Raw genomic sequence first — 20,645 nt, forward strand, 5'->3', positions numbered from 1 at the left:
TCATTCGAGCTACATCAAGGCGGCAACTCGGCGACTCCGCAGGCGCTTACATAAGTAAGTCACTGGGAGGCGCGCTGGCAACCAACACCGAGGTAGCGTGAAGGATGAAGTGTATAGCGGCACACTTGCGTCCAGGGCATCAATTACGATGGGTCAAAATTGAGTCAACCAAACCGTACTCTACCGCTTCAGGCGCGGAGAGGAAGCGATCGCGCTCAGTATCACGTTCAATCTGCTCAAGAGATTGACCCGTATGATGCGCCATAAGTTCATTCATGCGCCCTTTTACTTTCAAAATTTCGCGGGCGTGAATTTCAATATCCGTCGCCTGGCCCTGGTAGCCGCCCAGCGGCTGGTGGATCATGACGCGAGAGTTCGGCAAGCAGAAACGTTTGCCTTTCGCCCCGGCAGTCAGCAGAAACGCCCCCATAGAGGCCGCCTGTCCCATACAAATGGTGCTGACGTCTGGCTTAATAAACTGCATGGTGTCATAGATGGACATCCCCGCAGTAATTACGCCGCCAGGAGAATTAATGTACAGATAGATATCTTTTTCCGGGTTTTCCGCTTCCAGGAACAGCATCTGCGCCACGATCAGGTTAGCCATATGGTCTTCGACCTGGCCGGTCAGAAATATGACGCGTTCCTTAAGTAGACGAGAATAGATATCAAAAGAGCGCTCACCGCGTGAGGTCTGTTCAATGACCATCGGCACCAGCGCCATATGAGGGGCCAAATTATCTCGTTCTCCGCTGTATGACATTTCCGTCTCCTGGATAAAAATTGAAAAAACCTGCTGTACTGATTGTAACCTGATGGACGGATTATCAGCCAGTCCCTCTGTAATGGGTACGGCATCGCCATAATTCAAGCATAACAATCTTTTGTTCTAACGCTAACACTGAAACGCGGTTTTCGCACCCTTACCATGCAAAATGCGTGACAAAAAAAACCCGTCACTGAAAGGTGACGGGTTTTTGTGCAAATTTCGTGCTTTTAACGCGAAAAATTACGCTTGCTGGTTCATCAGCTCATTGAAGGAAGTGGCTTTTTCAGACACTTTCGCTTTTGCCAGAACCGCTTCAACAGCCTGTTCTTCCAGAGCGACGTTACGCATATTGTCCATCAGCTCTTTATTTTTGCTGTAGAACTCAATCACTTCTTTCGGATCTTCGTAAGCAGACGCCATCTCTTCGATCAGGCCTTTAACGCGTTCTTCGTCCGCTTTCAGCTCGTTGGTACGAATGACTTCGCCGAGCAGCAGACCGACAACTACACGACGCTTAGCCTGTTCTTCGAACAGTTCGCGCGGCAGCTCCAGAGCCTGTTTCTCGTTACCACCAAAACGCTGCGCAGCCTGACGACGCAGAACGTCGATTTCGCTGTCGATCAGCGCAGCCGGTACGTCGATGTCGTTAGCTTTTACCAGACCTTCGATCGCCTGAGACTTAACGCGGTTACGCACCGCGCCTTTCAGCTCGCGTTCCATGTTTTTACGTACTTCAGCGCGCAGACCGGCTACGGAACCATCTTCAACGCCGAAACGTTTGATGAATTCTTCGGTCAGTTCCGGCAGTTCGCGTTCTTCAACTTTCTTCAGGTTGATAACGAACTTAGCCGCTTTACCTTTCAGGTTTTCAGCGTGGTACTCTTCCGGGAAGGTCACATCGATAGTGAACTCTTCGCCAGCTTTGTGGCCTTTAACGCCGTCTTCAAAGCCCGGAATCATACGACCCTGGCCCATCGCCAGAACGAAATCGGTCGCTTTGCCGCCTTCGAACTCTTCGCCGTCTACAGAGCCGGTGAAGTCGATGGTCACGCGGTCTTCCGCATCAGCAGCGCCGTCTTTTTCTTTCCAGGTCGCCTGCTGCTTACGCAGGGTTTCCAGCATCACATCAACGTCAGCGTCGGTGACTTCAACAACCGGCTTTTCAACTTCGATAGACTCGAGGCCAGTCAGCTCAACTTCCGGATAGACTTCAAACTCGACGGAGTAAGTGAAGTCTTCACCCACTTTGTATTCGCCCGGAACATAGTTCGGCGCGCCTGCCGGGTTAATTTTTTCTTTGATGATCGCGTCAACGAAATTGCGGCTCATCAGATCGCCCAGCACGTCCTGGCGAACAGAAGCGCCATAACGCTGAGCGACGATATTCATCGGTACTTTGCCTTTACGGAAGCCGTCAATACGTACTTTTTTCGCTACGTTGACCAGCTCGCTTTTTACAGCGGTCTCGATGCTGTCAGCAGCGATTGTAATCGTTACACGGCGGCCAAGGCCCTGAGTGGTTTCAACTGAAACTTGCATCTTGTTACCTCAAAAAATCACAGTGCTCGGTCAACTCTACTCCGCAAGCACGTGCTATTTGCTTCGCGGAACCGGGATGTTCTCATAATCAATCACATTCCCTGTCGTCAGAATCATCCCGAAGACGTTCATATATAAGACGGCGCATTATAGCGGCATCACTTTTGTGAGTCGAGAACGGTGATTGTGCGATGCTGCGGCGGTTTTCACAATTCTCGGCTAATTTTTGTCTGAATACTGTACGACACGCTCAAAATTCAGACAAAACAAAACGGCCCGCAGGCCGTTTTCACATAATTCTGTAGCAACATACTGGAAAAGCGGAGGTAGTTGCAAATCCGTTTTGCTACGCGATGCTTCCCGCGCCGCGACAAGGAGGCGACGCGAAGATAGTATCCTGCAACCCTTCCCACTCTTTGAGGGTATAAGTATGCAGTGCCAGCGCATGTACGGTTGTGGAGAGTTCCGCCGTTAACGTACCGTAAATCATCCGATGACGATTAAGAAAACGTTCGCCTGTAAAGCGATCGCTCACCAGCACGACCTTAAAATGGCTTTCCGATCCTGCAGGAACATTGTGACGATAGCTTTCATCCACAACTTCGAGAAACACGGGGTCGAACGCTGTCCTTAATTTTTCTTCTATTTGCTCACGTATCATCATGAAAATCTCCTCCGACAACGCTGTGATGTCACCCATCCCTTTAAATACTAGCCGCTTTTACCGTTTCCATTACAGCATGACAACAAAAATTTAGCTTTCGTCTGATTATTTCAGCCAAACGTATGAAGTTTACTGCCTTAATCATTCTTTTAGCGCTCAAAATCCCCGCTCGCGCCGTTATCAATACCAAATCGGACATTACGACGAATTTACCTGCGTTGACCACTTCCCCTCGCCGTTAGCGGTGTTATGATGGCGGGAATTTTTACCTATCACGTTTTAAGCGTCATTGAGAGCCTGAATATGTTAAAAAAACTTCTCTTTCCGTTAGTCGCTCTGTTTATGCTGGCAGGATGCGCCACACCGCCGACGACCATTGACGTCGCGCCGAAGATCACCTTGCCACAGCAGGACCCGAGCCTGATGGGCGTCACCGTTAGCATTACCGGCGCGGACCAACGCCAGGATCAAGCGTTAGCGAAAGTCACGCGTAACAACCAGCTGGTAACGTTAACCGCCTCCCGCGATTTACGCTTCCTGTTACAAGAAGTCCTGGAAAAACAGATGACGGCACGGGGCTATATGATCGGGCCTAACGGCGCGGTTAATCTGCAGATTATTGTTAACCAACTGTATGCTGATGTTTCCCAGGGCAGCGTGCGCTACAACATCGCGACCAAAGCGGATATCGCGATTATTGCGACCGCGGCAAATGGCAGCAAGATGACCAAAAACTATCGCGCCAACTACTCTATTGAAGGGGCGTTCCAGGCCTCTAACCAGAATATTGCCGACGCGGTGAACAGCGTTCTGACCGATACCATTGCTGATATGTCTCAGGACACCAGTATTCACGATTTTATCAAGCAAAATGCCCGTTAATAGCAACAACAAGACCCGGCAAAAGCCGGGTCTGTAGATGCCTATGTCAAGTCAATATTTACGTATTTTCCAGCAACCGCGTTCAGCCATTCTGCTGATATTGGGTTTTGCCTCTGGCCTCCCGCTGGCGCTCACCTCCGGTACGCTACAGGCGTGGATGACCGTCGAGAATATCGATCTTAAAACGATTGGCTTCTTCTCGCTGGTTGGTCAGGCCTATGTGTTTAAGTTTCTCTGGTCCCCGCTGATGGACCGCTACACGCCGCCTTTTTTAGGTCGTCGTCGCGGTTGGTTACTCGCCACCCAACTGTTGTTACTGGCGGCGATTGCGGCGATGGGCTTTCTTGAACCCGGCACGCAGCTACGCTGGATGGCGGCGCTGGCGGTGGTGATTGCTTTTTGCTCCGCCTCGCAGGATATCGTGTTCGACGCCTGGAAAACCGATGTTTTACCCGCAGAAGAACGCGGCGCTGGCGCGGCAATCAGCGTGCTTGGCTACCGGTTGGGGATGCTGGTTTCCGGCGGACTGGCGCTATGGCTGGCCGATCGCTGGCTCGGCTGGCAGGGCATGTACTGGCTGATGGCGGCATTGCTGATCCCCTGCATTATCGCCACCTTACTGGCGCCGGAACCGACCGATACTATCCCCTCCCCGAAATCGCTGGAACAGGCCGTCGTCGCGCCGCTACGCGATTTCTTTGGCCGTAATAACGCCTGGCTGATTTTACTGCTCATTGTGCTTTATAAACTGGGTGACGCCTTCGCCATGAGCCTGACCACCACCTTTTTGATTCGCGGCGTCGGCTTTGACGCCGGCGAAGTCGGCGTGGTCAATAAAACGCTGGGCCTGCTGGCAACGATCGTCGGCGCGTTATACGGCGGCATATTAATGCAGCGTCTTTCGCTGTTTCGCGCGCTGCTGATTTTCGGCATTTTGCAAGGCGCGTCCAACGCCGGTTACTGGTTGCTCTCCATTACCGATAAAAACATGTTCAGCATGGGCGCGGCGGTCTTTTTCGAAAATCTGTGCGGCGGGATGGGGACTGCCGCCTTTGTCGCCTTATTAATGACGCTATGTAATAAGTCGTTTTCCGCAACACAGTTTGCCCTACTGTCGGCCCTCTCCGCAGTAGGCCGCGTTTATGTTGGTCCCGTAGCGGGCTGGTTCGTTGAAGCGCACGGCTGGCCGACATTCTACCTCTTCTCGGTTGTCGCCGCCGTTCCCGGGCTGTTACTGTTGCTGGTCTGTCGGCAAACGCTGGAATATAGCTGGCAGAGCGAGCGTTTCATTCCCCGCACGCAATACCGTGGCGCCTACAATTTCGCGCTTTCAATCCTGCTCGCGGGCGTCGCTTTGCTGGCGGTATGGGTACTCCTGCTGACCATGAACGCGGTGGATTACACTAACTTCTCATTCCTGCCCGGATTGCTTGAGACCGCGGTAGTGGTTGCCGTGTGCGGCATTGTCTTTGGCGGGTTGCTGGACTACCTGGCGCTACGAAAAACACGCCTGCTCTAAAACATTATTTGCCGTTGTAATAACGACCCGGAATTATAACGGCTAAATAACCATCAATTGATAAAAAATATATTTGTCTTTTTGTGCGCAACAGAATTTTGGAAATTATTGGTAATTTCTACGCTACCTATTTTCTTTACACGATTCAGCCGATTAAATTTAAATTTCTGCCGTTGATTGTCCTTTTATTGATAATAAATTGTTAAGTAATTGTTTTATTTTTACATTGGTTATACCAATTATCCCTCAACATCCCACTTACAGACCTCATCCGTTATAACGCAAAGTTTCAACAGTGTCTTAAAGTTATTTCGACATACTTGGCAACATATGTGACATGCGCGGCAGAACTTGGTAACACAGAACCAATCATGTTTACAGTAATGTAACCTTACCGTAAAATGCCCCTACACTTTAAACGCCACCAGGTCCCGTGGAATTGAGGTCGTTAAATGAGACTCAGGAAATACAATAAAAGTTTGGGATGGTTGTCATTAATTGCAGGCACTGCATTACTCAGTGGCTGTAATTCTGCGCTGCTGGATCCCAAAGGACAGATTGGACTGGAGCAACGTTCGCTGATACTGACGGCATTTGGCCTGATGTTGATCGTCGTTATTCCCGCCATCTTGATGGCTGTTGGTTTTGCCTGGAAGTATCGTGCGAGTAATAAGGATGCGAAGTATAGCCCGAACTGGTCACACTCCAATAAAGTGGAAGCCGTGGTCTGGACGGTGCCTATCTTAATCATCATTTTCCTTGCCGTACTGACCTGGAAAACCACGCACGCGCTTGAACCAAGCAAGCCGCTGGCGCATGACGAAAAACCGATCACCATCGAAGTGGTTTCCATGGACTGGAAATGGTTCTTCATCTATCCGGAGCAGGGTATCGCCACCGTCAACGAGATCGCCTTCCCGGCGAACACGCCGGTTTATTTCAAAGTGACCTCCAACTCCGTGATGAACTCCTTCTTTATCCCGCGTCTGGGTAGCCAGATTTATGCCATGGCCGGTATGCAAACACGTTTGCATCTGATCGCCAACGAACCCGGAACCTACGATGGCATCTCCGCCAGCTATAGCGGCCCGGGCTTCTCTGGTATGAAGTTTAAAGCTATCGCCACCAAAGACCGCGCAGAATTCGACCAATGGGTCGCAAAAGCGAAGCAGTCTCCGAACACCATGAATGATATGGCGGCGTTCGAGAAAGTGGCTATGCCAAGCGAGTACAACAAGGTGGAATATTTCTCCAGCGTGAAACCAGATTTGTTCAAGGACGTTATTAACAAATTCATGGACCACGGTAAGAGCATGGACATGACCCAACCTGAAGGTGAGCACAGCTCGCATGAAGGAATGGAAGGTATGGACATGAGCCACGCGGAATCCGCCAACTCCAAGGGTTGAGGAAGATAAGATGTTCGGAAAATTATCACTGGATGCAGTACCGTTCCATGAACCTATCGTCATGGTAACGATCGCTGCAATTATCGTCGGGGGACTGGCGATACTGGCAGCGATTACTTACTTCGGTAAGTGGACCTACCTATGGAAAGAGTGGTTAACGTCGGTTGACCATAAACGCCTCGGCATCATGTATATCATCGTCGCGATTGTGATGCTGTTACGTGGTTTCGCCGATGCCATCATGATGCGTAGCCAGCAGGCGCTTGCCTCCGCCGGCGAAGCGGGTTTTCTACCGCCGCACCACTACGATCAGATCTTTACCGCTCACGGCGTAATCATGATCTTCTTCGTGGCGATGCCCTTCGTTATCGGTCTGATGAACCTGGTGGTTCCGCTGCAGATCGGCGCGCGCGACGTTGCGTTCCCTTTCCTGAACAACCTGAGCTTCTGGTTCACCGTTGTCGGCGTTATCCTGGTTAACCTCTCGCTGGGCGTGGGTGAATTCGCGCAGACAGGGTGGCTGGCTTATCCGCCGCTATCGGGAATAGAGTACAGTCCCAGCGTCGGGGTCGATTACTGGATATGGGCGTTGCAACTCTCGGGTATTGGTACGACGTTAACCGGTATCAACTTCTTCGTGACGATCCTGAAGATGCGTGCGCCGGGTATGACAATGTTCAAGATGCCGGTCTTTACCTGGGCCTCTTTGTGCGCCAACGTACTGATCATCGCCTCTTTCCCGATTCTGACGGTTACCGTCGCGTTGCTGACCCTGGATCGCTATCTGGGCACCCATTTCTTTACCAACGATATGGGCGGCAACATGATGATGTACATCAACCTGATTTGGGCCTGGGGCCATCCGGAAGTGTACATTCTGATTCTGCCGGTCTTCGGGGTATTCTCCGAAATCGCAGCGACCTTCTCGCGTAAACGTCTGTTCGGCTATACCTCGCTGGTTTGGGCGACCGTCTGTATTACCGTACTGTCGTTTATCGTTTGGCTGCACCACTTCTTCACGATGGGCGCAGGCGCGAACGTTAACGCCTTCTTCGGTATCACCACCATGATTATCGCCATCCCGACCGGGGTGAAGATCTTCAACTGGTTGTTCACCATGTATCAGGGCCGTATCGTCTTCCATTCCGCAATGATGTGGACCATCGGCTTTATCGTGACCTTCTCGGTCGGCGGTATGACCGGCGTGCTGCTGGCGGTACCGGGCGCGGACTTCGTCCTGCACAACAGTCTGTTCCTGATTGCGCACTTCCATAACGTGATCATTGGCGGCGTGGTGTTTGGCTGCTTCGCGGGTATGACCTACTGGTGGCCGAAGGCGTTTGGCTTCAAGCTGAACGAAACCTGGGGTAAACGCGCCTTCTGGTTCTGGATTATCGGTTTCTTTGTAGCCTTTATGCCGCTGTACGTACTGGGCTTCATGGGCATGACCCGTCGTCTCAGCCAGCAAATTGATCCGCAGTTCCATACGATGCTGATGGTTGCCGCCGCCGGTGCCGCGCTGATTGCGCTGGGTATCCTGTGCCAACTGATTCAGATCTTCGTTTCTATTCGCGACCGCGATCAGAACCGCGATCTGACCGGCGACCCATGGGGTGGCCGTACGCTGGAGTGGTCAACCTCGTCTCCGCCGCCGTTCTATAACTTTGCCGTTGTGCCGCACGTTCACGAACGTGACGCCTTCTGGGAAATGAAAGAAAAAGGCGAAGCGTACCAACAGCCTGGACAGTATGAAGAGATTCATATGCCGAAAAATAGCGGTGCCGGTATTGTTATCGCCGCCTTCGCAACGGTATTTGGCTTCGCCATGATCTGGCATATCTGGTGGCTGGCGATAGTGGGTTTCGCAGGCATGATCATCAGCTGGATTGTAAAAAGCTTTGATGAAGATGTGGATTACTACGTGCCGGTCCCGGAAGTCGAAAAACTGGAAAACCAGCATTTCGATGAGATTACTAAGGCAGGGCTGAAAAATGGCAACTGATACTTTAACGCACGCGACTGCCCACGCGCACGAACACGGGCACCATGACGCAGGCCAGAACAAAATCTTCGGATTTTGGGTCTACCTGATGAGCGACTGCATTCTGTTCTCTATTCTGTTTGCTACCTATGCCGTTCTGGTGAACGGCACCGCTGGCGGCCCGACAGGTAAGGACATTTTCGAACTGCCGTTCGTTCTGGTTGAAACCTTCCTGCTGTTATTTAGCTCCATTACCTACGGCATGGCGGCGATCGCCATGCACAAGAACAACAAGAGCCAGGTTATCTCCTGGCTGGCGTTGACCTTCTTGTTCGGTGCCGGATTTATCGGGATGGAAATCTATGAATTCCATCACCTGATTGTTAACGGTATGGGCCCGGATCGCAGCGGCTTCCTGTCTGCGTTCTTCGCGCTGGTCGGCACGCACGGTCTGCACGTCACTTCCGGTTTGATCTGGATGGCGGTGCTGATGGTGCAAGTTGCCCGTCGCGGTCTGACCAGCACTAACCGTACCCGCATCATGTGCCTGAGCCTGTTCTGGCACTTCCTGGATGTGATTTGGATTTGCGTATTCACTGTTGTTTATCTGATGGGGGCGATGTAATGAGTCATTCTACCGAGAGCGGCGGCGCATCCCACGGCAGCGTAAAAACGTACATGACCGGCTTTATCCTGTCGGTCATCCTGACGGTTATTCCATTCTGGATGGTGATGACTGGCGCTGCCTCTCCGGCCGTTATTCTGGGATCTATCCTGGCAATGGCAGTGGTGCAGATTTTGGTGCATCTGGTGTGTTTCCTGCACATGAACACCAAATCTGATGAAGGCTGGAACATGACGGCCTTCATCTTTACCGTGCTGATCATCGCCATCCTGGTTGTGGGCTCCATCTGGATTATGTGGAACCTCAACTACAACATGATGATGCACTAAGAGCGGCGAGTATGATGTTTAAGCAATACCTGCAAGTAACGAAACCAGGCATCATCTTTGGCAACCTGATCTCGGTGATCGGGGGATTTCTGCTGGCTTCAAAGGGCAGCATTGACTATCCCCTGTTCATCTATACGCTGGTCGGGGTGTCACTGGTTGTGGCGTCGGGTTGTGTATTTAACAACTACATCGACAGGGATATCGACAGGAAGATGGAAAGGACCAAGAATCGGGTGCTGGTCAAAGGCCTGATTTCTCCTGGCGTCTCGCTGGTATACGCCACCCTGCTGGGTATTGCTGGCTTTATGCTGTTGTGGTTTGGCGCCAATCCTCTGGCCTGCTGGCTGGGGGTAATGGGCTTCGTGGTCTACGTTGGCGTGTACAGCTTGTACATGAAGCGTCACTCCGTCTACGGAACGCTGATTGGTTCTCTCTCCGGCGCAGCGCCGCCGGTGATTGGCTACTGCGCCGTAACGGGCGATTTTGACAGCGGCGCGGCGATTCTGTTGGCTATTTTCAGTCTCTGGCAGATGCCGCACTCTTACGCCATCGCCATTTTCCGCTTTAAGGACTATCAGGCGGCCAATATCCCGGTTCTGCCGGTGGTAAAAGGAATCTCAGTCGCTAAAAACCACATCACGCTGTACATCATTGCGTTTGCCGTTGCAACGCTAATGCTCACGTTGGGCGGTTATGCCGGTTACAAATACCTGGTGGTCGCCGCGGCGGTCAGCGTTTGGTGGCTCGGCATGGCGCTACGCGGTTACAAAGTGGAAGATGATAAGGTCTGGGCGCGCAAGCTGTTCGGCTTCTCTATCATTGCGATTACCGCGCTGAGTATCATGATGTCCGTTGATTTTATGGTGCCGAATTCGCAGAATCTGCTGACTTACGTCTGGTAAGACTTTTGATGGCGTATCGCTTGATACGCCATTATTTTCGCTCGCAGTTACAGAAAAACGCCTGCCTTAAGCATATCCATCTCTTTACCGTTAACCATTCCCGTCACAGCAGTCACGCTATAGCTATCAACATCGCAAAATTCCGGCTGATAGACAGGTTGTAATGTCGATTCACGGAGCGTATCAGACTTATACCCTTGTAAATTGCGGTTCTGCGTATTTAGCCCAAAAGGCTCAAATGCGATAACCTGCTGTGACATCGCCCCGGCCTTATTTTTCAGCGCCAGTGAGACACGTAAATTCTCTATACTGCTGATTCTGTCCGTTTTGACGACAAACTCCAGCTCGCATGCATAGCCGCTGCCCTGGCTCGCACCGAAAACACGATCACGATTGAAGGTTAACTTCGGCAAATTCTTTTCACGCATTGCCACAGCCTCAGCGCGGGCCTGTCGGTCTTTTTCGCAGGTCACCTGAAAATGGGGATCGTCTGCAAAACTTGTTCGCCCCTGAGCAAACAACTCCGCTGCCTTCCGGCAGTCTGTGTCGACAAACTGACCGTTGGTATACATCCAGGCAAGATAGTTTAAAGCGCGAGACTTGCCCATCTTCGTCGCCCGATCAAAGAATTCAAACGCCCGAGCGTAATCAAGCGGAACCTGCGTCCCGGAGTAATAGATCTCACCAAGATTTATGAGCGCATCGGCATTACCCTGCGCAGCCGCCAACTCGTACCACTGCACCCCCTTCTGCAGATCGCGCTTAATCCCTCGTTTTCCATTCAAGTAGAAGTAACCAAGTATATTCTGCGCATCAGCCTGGCCCAATTCAGCAGCCTTGCGGAACCATTGCAACGAACGCGCCTCTTTATCGTCGACCTCAACAAAACCAGAGTCATAGAGGCTACCAACGATAAAGTTAAGTTCAGGGTCTCTCTCCTGCGCCCACAGCTCCGCAAGGTGCAGGATATCCGCCTTTGAATAACCCAGGCGCGTGATGCGCGCGGCCATCGCGCTCCCGCCGCCGGCATACTGGCGTAATGTTTCAATAAACCGGGAACGCTGAGTAATATCGCTTTCCGCGGCTTGCTTTGCCGTATCTATTTCGTCGGCTATCAGGCGCGTCACCGTCTGCGCATCAGTATCGGTGTCTGCTTTACTGGTTTTATCCGCAAGCTCTTTTGCCAAAACGTCATCCTGCATCACCCCCAGACCATGCAGATAAAAATAACGAGCGTTGTAGCAGCCATAGGGTTCTTCAACATGACAAGCCTGCTCATAATACTTGATAGCCTGTATCGTATCTTTCGGCACAGCAACGCCGTATTCGTAAATAAACCCCAACTCCGCCAGCGCTTGGGCATTATTATCTTTGGCTAACGCTTTTAGCTCATTTAGCGCCTGAACATCTTTCTGCGCAATACGGCTATACAACGCGTCAATATCATCACCTGCCTGACATATCGATGCGAAAGAAAGCCCAAGCAGAAGCAAAAAATTCCATTTCCGTTTTATCATTTTTCATTCTCTTATTCTTTATCCACAAAGCGCACACTGTCAGCTTTCAGCAAATCGACATTCTTATCGTTAATCGTTGCCGTAGCGGATTTCAGCGTAAAATGGATATCGCCGATCCCGTGACAAAAATCTTGCGTATACAGCGGGAGATCGTATGTGGTAACGAGAGGATCAACATCATGATTTTGCATATCTATCCCCAGAGTATTCAAACCGAATGGCGGAATCATCAACGTTTCCTCAGTTGCCATTCCATCAGCATTCTTCAGTTCAAGCGTAATATGCAAATTCGCCATGTTACGGATTTTATCTGTGCCAATCTGAAAACTTAATGCACATTCTTTCGGTTTAGCCGTTATACCGCGAGAGAAAATACTCTCTTTTTTTAGGGTTACTTTGGGTAAAGCATCCGCGTTGTTTTTTCGACTCTGAATATCCGCTGCGCATTTACTCAAAAATATTTTTTCCTCAACCTTCTTACCTACATATCGAGATGCTTTCTTGTAATACGACCAGGCTTTATCACAGTCAGGTGCAGTACCTAAACCGTTATAATACATCCAACTCAACGGCATCGTTGAGCGCGAATTAGTACCATCATTTTCAACCTGCGTAAATAATGCCAGCGCTTTAGCGTAATCAGTGCGCCCTGTTGCGCCAGAATAATAGATTTTACCTAGCGCAATCTGTGCATCGCTGTCACCCTGCTCAGCCGCCTGCCCATACCATTTTTGTGCTTCCTGAATGTCTGGCTTAATCCCCCACTCATCGCCCTCTCCCCCCGAATAAATACCCCCCAAGAGAGATTGGGCCTCAACGACGCCTTTTTCCGCGGCGGCGCGAAACCATTTCAACGAGGCTGGCCTGGCCTTATAAGGCTCATCCACATAATGACCAGAGAAATCATTAAGGGTGAGTAACCCCAGTTGATAATCCATTTGTGGATCGCCGTCCTGTACCCATAGCGTAGCAAGGCGGAACGTTTTTTCCTGATTAAATCCGATACGACTAAAAAAAAGCGCATCGCTCTCTGGCCTATTATTTAGAAGATTAAATAGTGCATTAATAAATTCTGGCCGCTGCGATTTATCCGTATCGGCCAATGCTTTTGCCGCGTAAATTTCTTGCGAAAACTTATCGATATACTCTTGCTCAATCAATAAGTTATCCAGATTCATTTTTTTAGCATACTTATTGGCCTGAGCACTATCTTTCGCCACTCCGTCGCCATACTGATAAGCATACTTCACATTATAGCAACCATAGTTACCGCCAAGTTCACAGGCCTGCTTGTAATACTGCAACGCCTGTTCGCGATTCATCGGTACATTAAGGCCGTATTCATGGATAAACCCCAGTTCATCCAGAACCGAAGCTCTTTTCTCTACGGGCAAAGCATCAAGATCCTTCTGGGTAAGCGCAGCATATTTTACATCATCTTTACCATTGTTCTCTGATGCATTTACCTGGCTAACAAATAAAACACCCACCAAAATACATAATGATAAATATTTAATTTCCATAACGAATTCACTCCTTGAATAATATAATAAATGAGACTGCTGACGAACCTTCTGCCTGATAAACGCGCGCCATCACGCAGAAAGTTTGCTATCAGTCTCGGCGTTGTTGAATAAATCAAATTTTCAGAAGATGGGCGGTTCTGATCATCGCAGTCGTTTCAGAATCGGGTTCCTATGGCAAAGCAAAAGTTTAAAATCACCCACCGGCCAGCCACACTCAGGCAGCGCGGTTCGCTGACAGTCTGGCTTGACGAGTTCTGCTATTGCTATATGGAGCAACAGCGCACACAGCCTGAAGGCCGTGGCTAACCGCTACACTATACTGATATGGCTCAGATAGCCACTACAGCTCAAGGAGATCGGAATATGAATGAGCACAAGGCTATGCTGACTCTCCCGATCGTCCCTATCGTGTTAACAATTTATCTCTTTTTTAGCTCAACTGTTTCAAAAACATAATATTTGCTAATTAACCCTCTATTTACCCGACACACTCCCCGCACTACACTACTCCCAGCTTTTATACAGAGGTGGCAATGAACGATTATAAAATGACGCCAGGGGAGCTGCGCGCCACATGGGGTTTAGGGACCGTCTTTTCGTTGCGTATGCTGGGTATGTTTATGGTTCTACCAGTACTGACCACATACGGTATGGCGCTACAGGGCGCCAGCGAAGCATTAATCGGCATTGCGATCGGCATTTACGGGCTGGCGCAGGCTATCTTTCAAATTCCCTTTGGGCTGCTGTCCGACCGCATTGGCCGTAAGCCGCTGATTGTCGGCGGACTGGCGGTATTTGTCGCGGGTAGCATCATTGCCGCGCTCTCTCACTCAATCTGGGGCATTATTCTGGGGCGAGCGCTACAGGGGTCCGGCGCTATTGCCGCCGCCGTCATGGCGCTCCTGTCTGATCTCACCCGAGAACAAAACCGTACCAAAGCGATGGCGTTTATCGGCGTCAGCTTTGGTATCACCTTCGCGATTGCGATGGTATTAGGGCCGATCGTTACCCATAGTCTGGGATTGAACGCGTTGTTCTGGATGATCGCCGCCCTCGCCACTCTGGGCATTCTTCTGACGATCTGGGTGGTTCCCAACAGTACCAACCATGTGCTGAATCGCGAATCCGGGATGGTCAAAGGCAGCTTCAGTAAAGTGCTGGCGGAGCCGAGGCTGCTCAAGCTTAATTTCGGCATTATGTGTCTGCATATTTTATTGATGTCCACCTTTGTCGCCCTGCCCGGCCAGCTTGCCGATGCCGGTTTTCCTGCCGCCGAACACTGGAAGGTGTATCTGGCAACCATGGTGATCGCCTTTGCCGCCGTCGTGCCTTTTATTATCTATGCTGAAGTCAAACGGCGGATGAAGCAGGTATTCCTGTTCTGCGTGGGGCTCATTATCGTCGCGGAAATCGTGTTGTGGGGAGCGGGCCAGCATTTCTGGGAGCTGGTGATTGGCGTACAACTCTTTTTCCTTGCCTTTAATTTGATGGAGGCGCTGCTGCCTTCGCTGATTAGCAAAGAGTCGCCCGCGGGGTATAAAGGAACGGCGATGGGCGTCTATTCTACCAGTCAGTTTCTTGGCGTGGCGCTTGGCGGCTCGCTGGGCGGCTGGATAGACGGCACGTTTGATGGGCAAACCGTTTTTCTTGCCGGGGCCGTACTGGCGATGGTATGGCTGGCGGTGGCAAGTACCATGAAAGAGCCGCCCTATGTCAGCAGCCTGCGTGTGGAAATTCCAGCGGATATCGTTGCTGACGACAGGCTAAAACAGCGACTGTTGGCAATGAAAGGCGTAAGCGAAGCGCTGATCGTGGCGGAAGAGCATTCCGCTTACGTCAAAATCGACAGCAAAGTGACCAATCGCTTTGAAGTTGAACAGCTTATCAGCAAAGGATGAATGCAGCATTGCCGGATGGCGACGAAGCTCTATCCGGCATAACAACTTAATCGCGGAAGTTTTTGAACTGGAACGGCTGGCCCAAATCGCCGCCGCGAACCAGCGCCATTACCGATTGCAGATCGTCACGTGATTTGCCCGTCACGCGAATCTCTTCCCCCTGAATTTGCGCCTGCACCTTCAGTTTGCTGTCTTTAATCAGCTTGACGATTTTCTTCTGCACGGCGCTTTCAATGCCCTGCTTCAGCTTCGCTTCCACATACCAGGTTTTACCGCTATGCACGAACTCGTCCGGTACATCCAGCGAAGCGCCTTCAATACCGCGTTTAAGCAGCTTGGCGCGCAGAATATCGAGCAACTGATTGACCTGGAAATCGGACTCGCTCAGCACCTTGATGGTTTTATTGGCATCGTTCAGTTCAATAGTCGCCTCTACGCCACGAAAGTCAAAACGAGACTCAACCTCGCGAACCGCGTTATCCACGCCGTTACGCGCTTCCTGCAGATCAACTTCAGAAACAATATCGAAAGATGGCATCTTTTCTTCTCCCTTCATTTTCGTTGCGTTGCATAATACCTGCAACGAGGCTTAACGAGAAGCTTAGCTGATGACGCTATAATTAGCGCCATAACACCTGGCGCTGTTGCAGGTGAGGAGGAACAATGAAAATTACTGTACTGGGATGCGGAGCCTTAGGACAACTTTGGCTTTCGGCACTGTGCAAACACGGACATGACGTACAGGGCTGGCTACGGGTGCCACAACCTTATTGCAGCGTAAATCTGATCGATACCGATGGTTCCTTTTTCAACGAATCACTGACGGCAAACGATCCGGATTTTTTGGCGAAGAGCGAACTGTTATTAGTCACGCTGAAAGCGTGGCAGGTTTCCGACGCAGTACGAACCCTGGCGTCAACCCTACCGGTGACGTCGCCTATTCTGCTCATTCATAATGGAATGGGAACCATAGAAGAACTGCAAAGTATCCAACAGCCGATGTTGATGGGGACTATCACCCATGCTGCGCGCCGCGACGGTAATATCATTATTCATGTCGCTAACGGTACTACGCATATTGGCCCGGCACGCGAGCAAGACGGCGATTACAGTTATCTCGCCGATATCCTGCAGGGGGTACTGCCCGATGTCGCCTGGCATAACAATATCCGCGCAGAGATGTGGCGCAAACTGGCGGTCAACTGTGTTATCAACCCGCTCACCGCGCTTTGGAACTGCCCGAACGGCGAGCTGCGCCATCATACTGATGAAATCAACGCGATTTGCGAAGAGGTCGCCGCCGTGATTGAACGTGAAGGCTACCACACATCGGCAGACGATTTACGCTATTATGTTGAGCAAGTGATTGACAGTACGGCAGAAAACATCTCATCCATGTTGCAGGACGTGCGCGCCATGCGCCATACCGAAATTGACTACATCACCGGTTATTTACTCAAGCGCGCCCGCGTGCACGGTCTCGCCGTTCCGGAAAATAGCCGCCTGTTTGAAATGGTAAAGCGAAAGGAGAGTGAGTATGAGCGCTCAGGCACTGGTATGCCTCGCCCCTGGTAGTGAAGAGACCGAAGCGGTCACCACTATCGATCTGCTGGTTCGCGGCGGAATCCACGTCACTACCGCCAGCGTCGCCAGCGATGGCAACCTGACGATTGTCTGCTCGCGCGGCGTGAAGCTGCTGGCGGATGCGCCGCTGGTTGAAGTTGCCGACGGCGATTATGACATCATCGTGTTGCCCGGCGGAATTAAAGGCGCCGAGTGCTTTCGCGACAGCCCGCTGCTGGTCGAAACCGTAAAACAGTTTCACCGCTCCGGGCGCATTGTCGCAGCCATTTGCGCCGCAGCCGCCACAGTGCTCGTGCCGCACGATATCTTCCCTATCGGCAATATGACCGGTTTTCCGGCACTGAAAGATAAAATCCCCGCCGAACAGTGGCAGGACAAGCGTGTGGTGTGGGATGCGCGGGTAAAATTATTAACCAGCCAGGGACCGGGCACCGCTATCGATTTTGGCTTGAAAATCATCGACCTGTTGGTTGGTCGTGAAAAAGCGCATGAAGTGGCTTCGCAACTGGTGATGGCGGCGGGGATTTATAACTACTACGAGTAAGAATGATTGCCGGATGGCGGCGTAAACACCTTATCCGGCCTACAAAACGGTACAGTCTGTAGGCCGAATAAGCGGCAGCGCCATCCGGCAGTTATTTTACGGGCGTTCGCCCTGCGCCAGACGCGCATTAATATGCGCAATCACCCCAGGTAAATCCGCCAGTGAATCCACCACGTAATGCGCCCCGGCGGCGTACAGCTTGCTGGCCGCGTGCTCGCGGCGGACCGCAACGTCCTCTTTCGACATAGTCTGATAGGCGTCCCATGTTGCGCCGAATTCGTTACCCGATACCGCCAACCCCACCGTCCACATCCCCGCGTTAAGCCCCTCGCTAATGCCCGGCGCGGCATCATCTACCTTCACACAGTGCGCGACCGCATCAATGCCCAGCGCAATCACGTTTTGCAGCGCCATCCACGGCCCCGGACGACCACCCGCGGCCAGGTCGTCCGTTGCCACCCAATGATCCGGACAATAACCATGCCCGGCGGCGGCGGGGACCAGACGCTCCATCACCGCTCGTGGGTAACCGGAGCAGGAGCCGATCTTAATGCCCTCGGCTCGTAGCGCCGCGATCGTGTCGATAACTCCGGCAATAGGAGAAGAAAAATCGACAACTTTAGCAATCTGTAACGGCATGAAGGCGGCATAGATGGCATCAATATCTGCTGCGCTCATGGAGCGGCCAAACTTTGCCTGCCAGCGCGCGTCAACAGCAGGTAATTTTCCCAGCGCTTCAATGTGTTGCCATTTACCCAGCCCCATTGGCACGCGTGCTTCGGCGAGGGTGATCTCCACATCAAATGCCTGACGGAACGCCTCGACGAAAATTTGCGTCGGCGCGAAGGAGCCAAAATCGACGGTGGTGCCCGCCCAGTCGAGAATAACAGCGTGAATACGGTTCATCATGGTTCCTTATTTCGTCCAGTACATGGCGGTACGAATGGCGGTCAGCAGGGCAGTGATATCGGCGGCATATACTTCGCCAATGTTGCCGATGCGAAAGCAGTCGCTTTGCGACACTTTGCCAGGATAGATAACAAAGCCCTGCTCTTTGAGGCGGCGATAAAATTCGCTAAAGCGATACTGCGGGTCTTCCGGTGAATAAAAGGCGGTGATAATGGGCGAGTGAAGTTCGTCATCCAGCAGCGTGTTAAAGCCCAGCGCCCGCATTCCGGCCACCAGGCTGCGCTGATTTTGCTGATAGCGTTGATGACGTGCCGCTACGCCACCTTCTTTCGCCAGCTCTTTCAGCGCCTGTGCAAACGCCAGGACGGTATGAGTGGGCGAAGTAAAACGCCATTTGCCGTGGTTATCCTCCATGCAGCGCCACTGGGCGTAGAGATCTAACGACAGCGAGCGGGAACGCCCTTTGCACGCGGCCAGTTTTTGCTCGCGGGCAATCACGAAGGCAAAACCCGGCACGCCCTGAATGCATTTATTGGCGGAGCTGATCAGATAGTCGATGTGTAATGCTGCAATATCCATGGGGATGCCGCCGAAGCTGCTCATGGCGTCAACGATGTAGGTTTTGCCATAGCGATGCGCCAGAGTGCCCACCTCATCAATGGGGTTGAGCATCCCGGTGGTCGTTTCGCTATGCACCATGGCGATATGGCTGATCGTCGGGTCGGCGTTGAGGATCGCGTCGATCGCCTGCACGTCCGGGCGCGCAACTTCGCCGCAGTCGTAAGCGTGATGGGCGATACCCATAAGGCCAGCCATCTCGACCATTCGTGCGCCGTATGCACCGTTGCTGACGATCAGCACCTTATCCTGCGGCCCCAATGCGCTGCCCAGTACGGCTTCCACAGCATAGCTGCCGCTGCCTTGCAGCAGTACGGAGGTGTAGCCTTCGGAGGCCGTTGCCAGTGCGGTCAGCTGCTGGCGGATCTGTTCCACCACGCCGATATTGTAATCATCATCCCAGGTACAGCTATCGAACAACATCGCTTCTTTCACGGTACGAGAGGTGGTGAGCGGGCCAGGAGTCAGCAGCAGATAGTTACGCGAAGTCATGTTATTTACCTTTGGTCTATACCAGATTGCATTTATCATGACGATCTTTGCCGCGACGGGTCAAAGAGAAAATCGCGCTGCAACAAAAAATTCATCTCTGCTTGTATAATGGCGGCAGGCAAAACGGAAGCGAGTAAGCATGAAATCTATCCCGGGCGATATCCCGCAGTACCTGTTGATCAAGGCGCAGCTTCAGGCGCGTATTCAGAGCGGTGCGTTGAAAAGCGGTGATAAACTGCCGTCTGAACGCGAACTGTGCGCGATCTTCAACACCACGCGCATTACTATTCGCGAAAGTCTGGCGCAGCTGGAGTCCAGTGGGCTTATCTGGCGCGCCGATCGTCGCGGCTGGTTCGTTACGCCGGAACGCCTGTGGCTGGATCCGACCCAGAACACCAACTTCCATAAGCTTTGCCGCGAGCAGGGGCGGGAGCCAAAAACCGCGCTACTGAGCGGCGTGTTAACCACCGTGCCTGTCGAGGTCATGGAGCCCCTCCAGCTCCAGCCGTTTGATCAAATCTATCTGCTGACCCGTCTGCGTTACGCCGATGGCCGCGCCGTGTGCTACTGCGAAAACCATTGTTTGCCCGCCCGCGTGCCTGAGCTGCTGCAGTACGATCTCAACGGCAGCCTGACCGAGGTATACGAGTCGCACTACAACCTCGTCTATACCAGCATGCATCTGTCGTTCTACCCCACCGCCATGCCTGCGCAGGCCGCACAGGCGCTGGGAGTTATGGAAGGACGCCCGGCGCTGTTGCTGCGCCGTCTGAACTACGATCAACACGGGCGAGTGCTGGATCTGGATATCGAATACTGGCGTCACGACAGCCTGCGTATTGAGGTAGATACCCACTAGCGGATGCGCCGGATGTTGGCTGCGGGACTTATCCGGCCTGTCAATCGTATCGTCTCACGGCTATCCGGATAAGCGCAGC

At 52.0% G+C, this 20,645-nt stretch carries 19 protein-coding genes and 2 pseudogenes; 12 read left to right on the forward strand and 9 right to left on the reverse strand.

Annotated features, from left to right (window positions below):
• Positions 1-139: 139 nt before the first annotated feature.
• The 3 genes from clpP to bolA form a co-directional block, all read right to left on the reverse strand.
• Positions 140-763, reverse strand: coding sequence for an ATP-dependent Clp endopeptidase proteolytic subunit ClpP (gene clpP / locus K8W53_RS16750; protein ID WP_000122257.1), 624 nt, complete (start codon positions 761-763; stop codon positions 140-142).
• Positions 764-1,009: 246 nt separating this feature from the next.
• Complete coding sequence (gene tig, locus K8W53_RS16755) at positions 1,010-2,308, reverse strand: trigger factor (RefSeq protein ID WP_023224677.1); 1,299 nt, start codon at positions 2,306-2,308, stop codon at positions 1,010-1,012.
• 346 nt (positions 2,309-2,654) lie between these two features.
• Positions 2,655-2,972 (reverse strand): transcriptional regulator BolA, encoded by a 318-nt coding sequence (bolA, locus tag K8W53_RS16760; protein WP_000973433.1) that lies wholly within the window; start codon positions 2,970-2,972, stop codon positions 2,655-2,657.
• A gap of 303 nt (positions 2,973-3,275) precedes the next feature.
• Here bolA and K8W53_RS16765 point away from each other — a divergent pair, with 303 nt between their 5' ends.
• The 7 genes from K8W53_RS16765 to cyoE all read left to right on the forward strand — a co-directional run bounded on the left by K8W53_RS16765 (position 3,276) and on the right by cyoE (position 10,619).
• Complete coding sequence (locus K8W53_RS16765; protein ID WP_001537832.1) at positions 3,276-3,854, forward strand: lipoprotein; 579 nt, start codon at positions 3,276-3,278, stop codon at positions 3,852-3,854.
• Between the two features lie 43 nt (positions 3,855-3,897).
• Positions 3,898-5,373: a muropeptide MFS transporter AmpG gene (gene ampG / locus K8W53_RS16770; RefSeq protein WP_000098483.1), complete on the forward strand. Its 1,476-nt coding sequence runs from the start codon at positions 3,898-3,900 to the stop codon at positions 5,371-5,373.
• Positions 5,374-5,825: 452 nt separating this feature from the next.
• Positions 5,826-6,782, forward strand: coding sequence for a cytochrome o ubiquinol oxidase subunit II (cyoA, locus tag K8W53_RS16775; RefSeq protein WP_001239448.1), 957 nt, complete (start codon positions 5,826-5,828; stop codon positions 6,780-6,782).
• A 10-nt stretch (positions 6,783-6,792) separates the two neighbouring features.
• Entirely contained in the window at positions 6,793-8,784 is a 1,992-nt protein-coding gene (gene cyoB, locus K8W53_RS16780) for a cytochrome o ubiquinol oxidase subunit I (RefSeq protein WP_000467158.1), read from the forward strand.
• Positions 8,774-9,388 (forward strand): cytochrome o ubiquinol oxidase subunit III, encoded by a 615-nt coding sequence (locus tag K8W53_RS16785; RefSeq protein WP_000179831.1) that lies wholly within the window; start codon positions 8,774-8,776, stop codon positions 9,386-9,388. The genes cyoB and K8W53_RS16785 overlap by 11 nt, the downstream gene beginning before the upstream one ends.
• Positions 9,388-9,717, forward strand: a complete 330-nt coding sequence (locus K8W53_RS16790) for a cytochrome o ubiquinol oxidase subunit IV (RefSeq protein WP_000019878.1) — start codon at positions 9,388-9,390, stop codon at positions 9,715-9,717. Before K8W53_RS16785 ends, K8W53_RS16790 begins: the two co-directional genes overlap by 1 nt.
• Before the next feature lie 11 nt (positions 9,718-9,728).
• Positions 9,729-10,619: a heme o synthase gene (gene cyoE, locus K8W53_RS16795; RefSeq protein ID WP_000971352.1), complete on the forward strand. Its 891-nt coding sequence runs from the start codon at positions 9,729-9,731 to the stop codon at positions 10,617-10,619.
• Between the two features lie 47 nt (positions 10,620-10,666).
• On the opposite strand, the gene K8W53_RS16800 is transcribed toward cyoE, so the two are convergent.
• Positions 10,667-12,136 (reverse strand): tetratricopeptide repeat protein, encoded by a 1,470-nt coding sequence (locus tag K8W53_RS16800; RefSeq protein WP_052939314.1) that lies wholly within the window; start codon positions 12,134-12,136, stop codon positions 10,667-10,669.
• A gap of 11 nt (positions 12,137-12,147) precedes the next feature.
• Positions 12,148-13,659 carry an SEL1-like repeat protein gene (locus K8W53_RS16805; protein WP_052939313.1) on the reverse strand — a complete coding sequence of 504 codons (1,512 nt, stop codon included), beginning with the start codon at positions 13,657-13,659 and terminating at the stop codon, positions 12,148-12,150.
• A 174-nt stretch (positions 13,660-13,833) separates the two neighbouring features.
• On the opposite strand from K8W53_RS16805, the pseudogene K8W53_RS16810 reads away from it, so the two are divergent.
• Both K8W53_RS16810 and K8W53_RS16815 read left to right on the forward strand, forming a co-directional pair.
• Positions 13,834-13,965 (forward strand): annotated as a pseudogene (locus tag K8W53_RS16810) (IS5/IS1182 family transposase); the annotation flags it as partial.
• A 230-nt stretch (positions 13,966-14,195) separates the two neighbouring features.
• Positions 14,196-15,560 (forward strand): MFS transporter, encoded by a 1,365-nt coding sequence (locus K8W53_RS16815; protein WP_023224680.1) that lies wholly within the window; start codon positions 14,196-14,198, stop codon positions 15,558-15,560.
• Positions 15,561-15,606: 46 nt separating this feature from the next.
• On the opposite strand, the gene K8W53_RS16820 is transcribed toward K8W53_RS16815, so the two are convergent.
• Positions 15,607-16,098: a YajQ family cyclic di-GMP-binding protein gene (locus tag K8W53_RS16820; RefSeq protein ID WP_001138913.1), complete on the reverse strand. Its 492-nt coding sequence runs from the start codon at positions 16,096-16,098 to the stop codon at positions 15,607-15,609.
• A 125-nt stretch (positions 16,099-16,223) separates the two neighbouring features.
• On the opposite strand from K8W53_RS16820, the gene panE reads away from it, so the two are divergent.
• Both panE and yajL read left to right on the forward strand, forming a co-directional pair.
• Complete coding sequence (panE, locus tag K8W53_RS16825; protein WP_000705819.1) at positions 16,224-17,135, forward strand: 2-dehydropantoate 2-reductase; 912 nt, start codon at positions 16,224-16,226, stop codon at positions 17,133-17,135.
• Positions 17,098-17,688, forward strand: coding sequence for a protein deglycase YajL (yajL, locus tag K8W53_RS16830; protein ID WP_001275809.1), 591 nt, complete (start codon positions 17,098-17,100; stop codon positions 17,686-17,688). The genes panE and yajL overlap by 38 nt, the downstream gene beginning before the upstream one ends.
• An 8-nt stretch (positions 17,689-17,696) precedes the next feature.
• Here the strand turns inward: yajL and K8W53_RS24005 are convergent.
• The 3 genes and pseudogenes from K8W53_RS24005 to phnW form a co-directional block, all read right to left on the reverse strand.
• Positions 17,697-17,779 (reverse strand): annotated as a pseudogene (locus K8W53_RS24005) (hypothetical protein); the annotation flags it as partial.
• A gap of 5 nt (positions 17,780-17,784) precedes the next feature.
• On the reverse strand, positions 17,785-18,594 hold the full coding sequence (gene phnX / locus K8W53_RS16835) for a phosphonoacetaldehyde hydrolase (RefSeq protein WP_023195353.1): 810 nt from the start codon (positions 18,592-18,594) through the stop codon (positions 17,785-17,787).
• A gap of 9 nt (positions 18,595-18,603) precedes the next feature.
• Positions 18,604-19,707, reverse strand: a complete 1,104-nt coding sequence (gene phnW, locus K8W53_RS16840; protein WP_023224681.1) for a 2-aminoethylphosphonate--pyruvate transaminase — start codon at positions 19,705-19,707, stop codon at positions 18,604-18,606.
• Between the two features lie 139 nt (positions 19,708-19,846).
• Between phnW and phnR the strand changes: the two genes are divergently transcribed.
• A complete protein-coding gene (gene phnR / locus K8W53_RS16845; RefSeq protein WP_000836268.1) occupies positions 19,847-20,566 on the forward strand; it encodes a phosphonate utilization transcriptional regulator PhnR in 720 nt (239 codons plus the stop codon).
• The last annotated feature ends 79 nt before the right edge of the window (positions 20,567-20,645 follow it).

Origin of the sequence: Salmonella sp. A29-2, assembly GCF_020150755.1 — a bacterium.
GTDB lineage: Bacteria > Pseudomonadota > Gammaproteobacteria > Enterobacterales > Enterobacteriaceae > Salmonella > Salmonella enterica.

Excerpts from the sequence above, each read along its gene's own strand:
- clpP (WP_000122257.1), bottom strand. The coding sequence starts at position 763 with ATGTCATACAGCGGAGAACGAGATAATTTGGCCCCTCATATGGCGCTG.
- tig (WP_023224677.1), bottom strand. The coding sequence starts at position 2,308 with ATGCAAGTTTCAGTTGAAACCACTCAGGGCCTTGGCCGCCGTGTAACG.
- bolA (WP_000973433.1), bottom strand. The coding sequence starts at position 2,972 with ATGATGATACGTGAGCAAATAGAAGAAAAATTAAGGACAGCGTTCGAC.
- K8W53_RS16765 (WP_001537832.1), top strand. The coding sequence starts at position 3,276 with ATGTTAAAAAAACTTCTCTTTCCGTTAGTCGCTCTGTTTATGCTGGCA.
- ampG (WP_000098483.1), top strand. The coding sequence starts at position 3,898 with ATGTCAAGTCAATATTTACGTATTTTCCAGCAACCGCGTTCAGCCATT.
- cyoA (WP_001239448.1), top strand. The coding sequence starts at position 5,826 with ATGAGACTCAGGAAATACAATAAAAGTTTGGGATGGTTGTCATTAATT.
- cyoB (WP_000467158.1), top strand. The coding sequence starts at position 6,793 with ATGTTCGGAAAATTATCACTGGATGCAGTACCGTTCCATGAACCTATC.
- K8W53_RS16785 (WP_000179831.1), top strand. The coding sequence starts at position 8,774 with ATGGCAACTGATACTTTAACGCACGCGACTGCCCACGCGCACGAACAC.
- K8W53_RS16790 (WP_000019878.1), top strand. The coding sequence starts at position 9,388 with ATGAGTCATTCTACCGAGAGCGGCGGCGCATCCCACGGCAGCGTAAAA.
- cyoE (WP_000971352.1), top strand. The coding sequence starts at position 9,729 with ATGATGTTTAAGCAATACCTGCAAGTAACGAAACCAGGCATCATCTTT.
- K8W53_RS16800 (WP_052939314.1), bottom strand. The coding sequence starts at position 12,136 with ATGATAAAACGGAAATGGAATTTTTTGCTTCTGCTTGGGCTTTCTTTC.
- K8W53_RS16805 (WP_052939313.1), bottom strand. The coding sequence starts at position 13,659 with ATGGAAATTAAATATTTATCATTATGTATTTTGGTGGGTGTTTTATTT.
- K8W53_RS16815 (WP_023224680.1), top strand. The coding sequence starts at position 14,196 with ATGAACGATTATAAAATGACGCCAGGGGAGCTGCGCGCCACATGGGGT.
- K8W53_RS16820 (WP_001138913.1), bottom strand. The coding sequence starts at position 16,098 with ATGCCATCTTTCGATATTGTTTCTGAAGTTGATCTGCAGGAAGCGCGT.
- panE (WP_000705819.1), top strand. The coding sequence starts at position 16,224 with ATGAAAATTACTGTACTGGGATGCGGAGCCTTAGGACAACTTTGGCTT.
- yajL (WP_001275809.1), top strand. The coding sequence starts at position 17,098 with ATGAGCGCTCAGGCACTGGTATGCCTCGCCCCTGGTAGTGAAGAGACC.
- phnX (WP_023195353.1), bottom strand. The coding sequence starts at position 18,594 with ATGAACCGTATTCACGCTGTTATTCTCGACTGGGCGGGCACCACCGTC.
- phnW (WP_023224681.1), bottom strand. The coding sequence starts at position 19,707 with ATGACTTCGCGTAACTATCTGCTGCTGACTCCTGGCCCGCTCACCACC.
- phnR (WP_000836268.1), top strand. The coding sequence starts at position 19,847 with ATGAAATCTATCCCGGGCGATATCCCGCAGTACCTGTTGATCAAGGCG.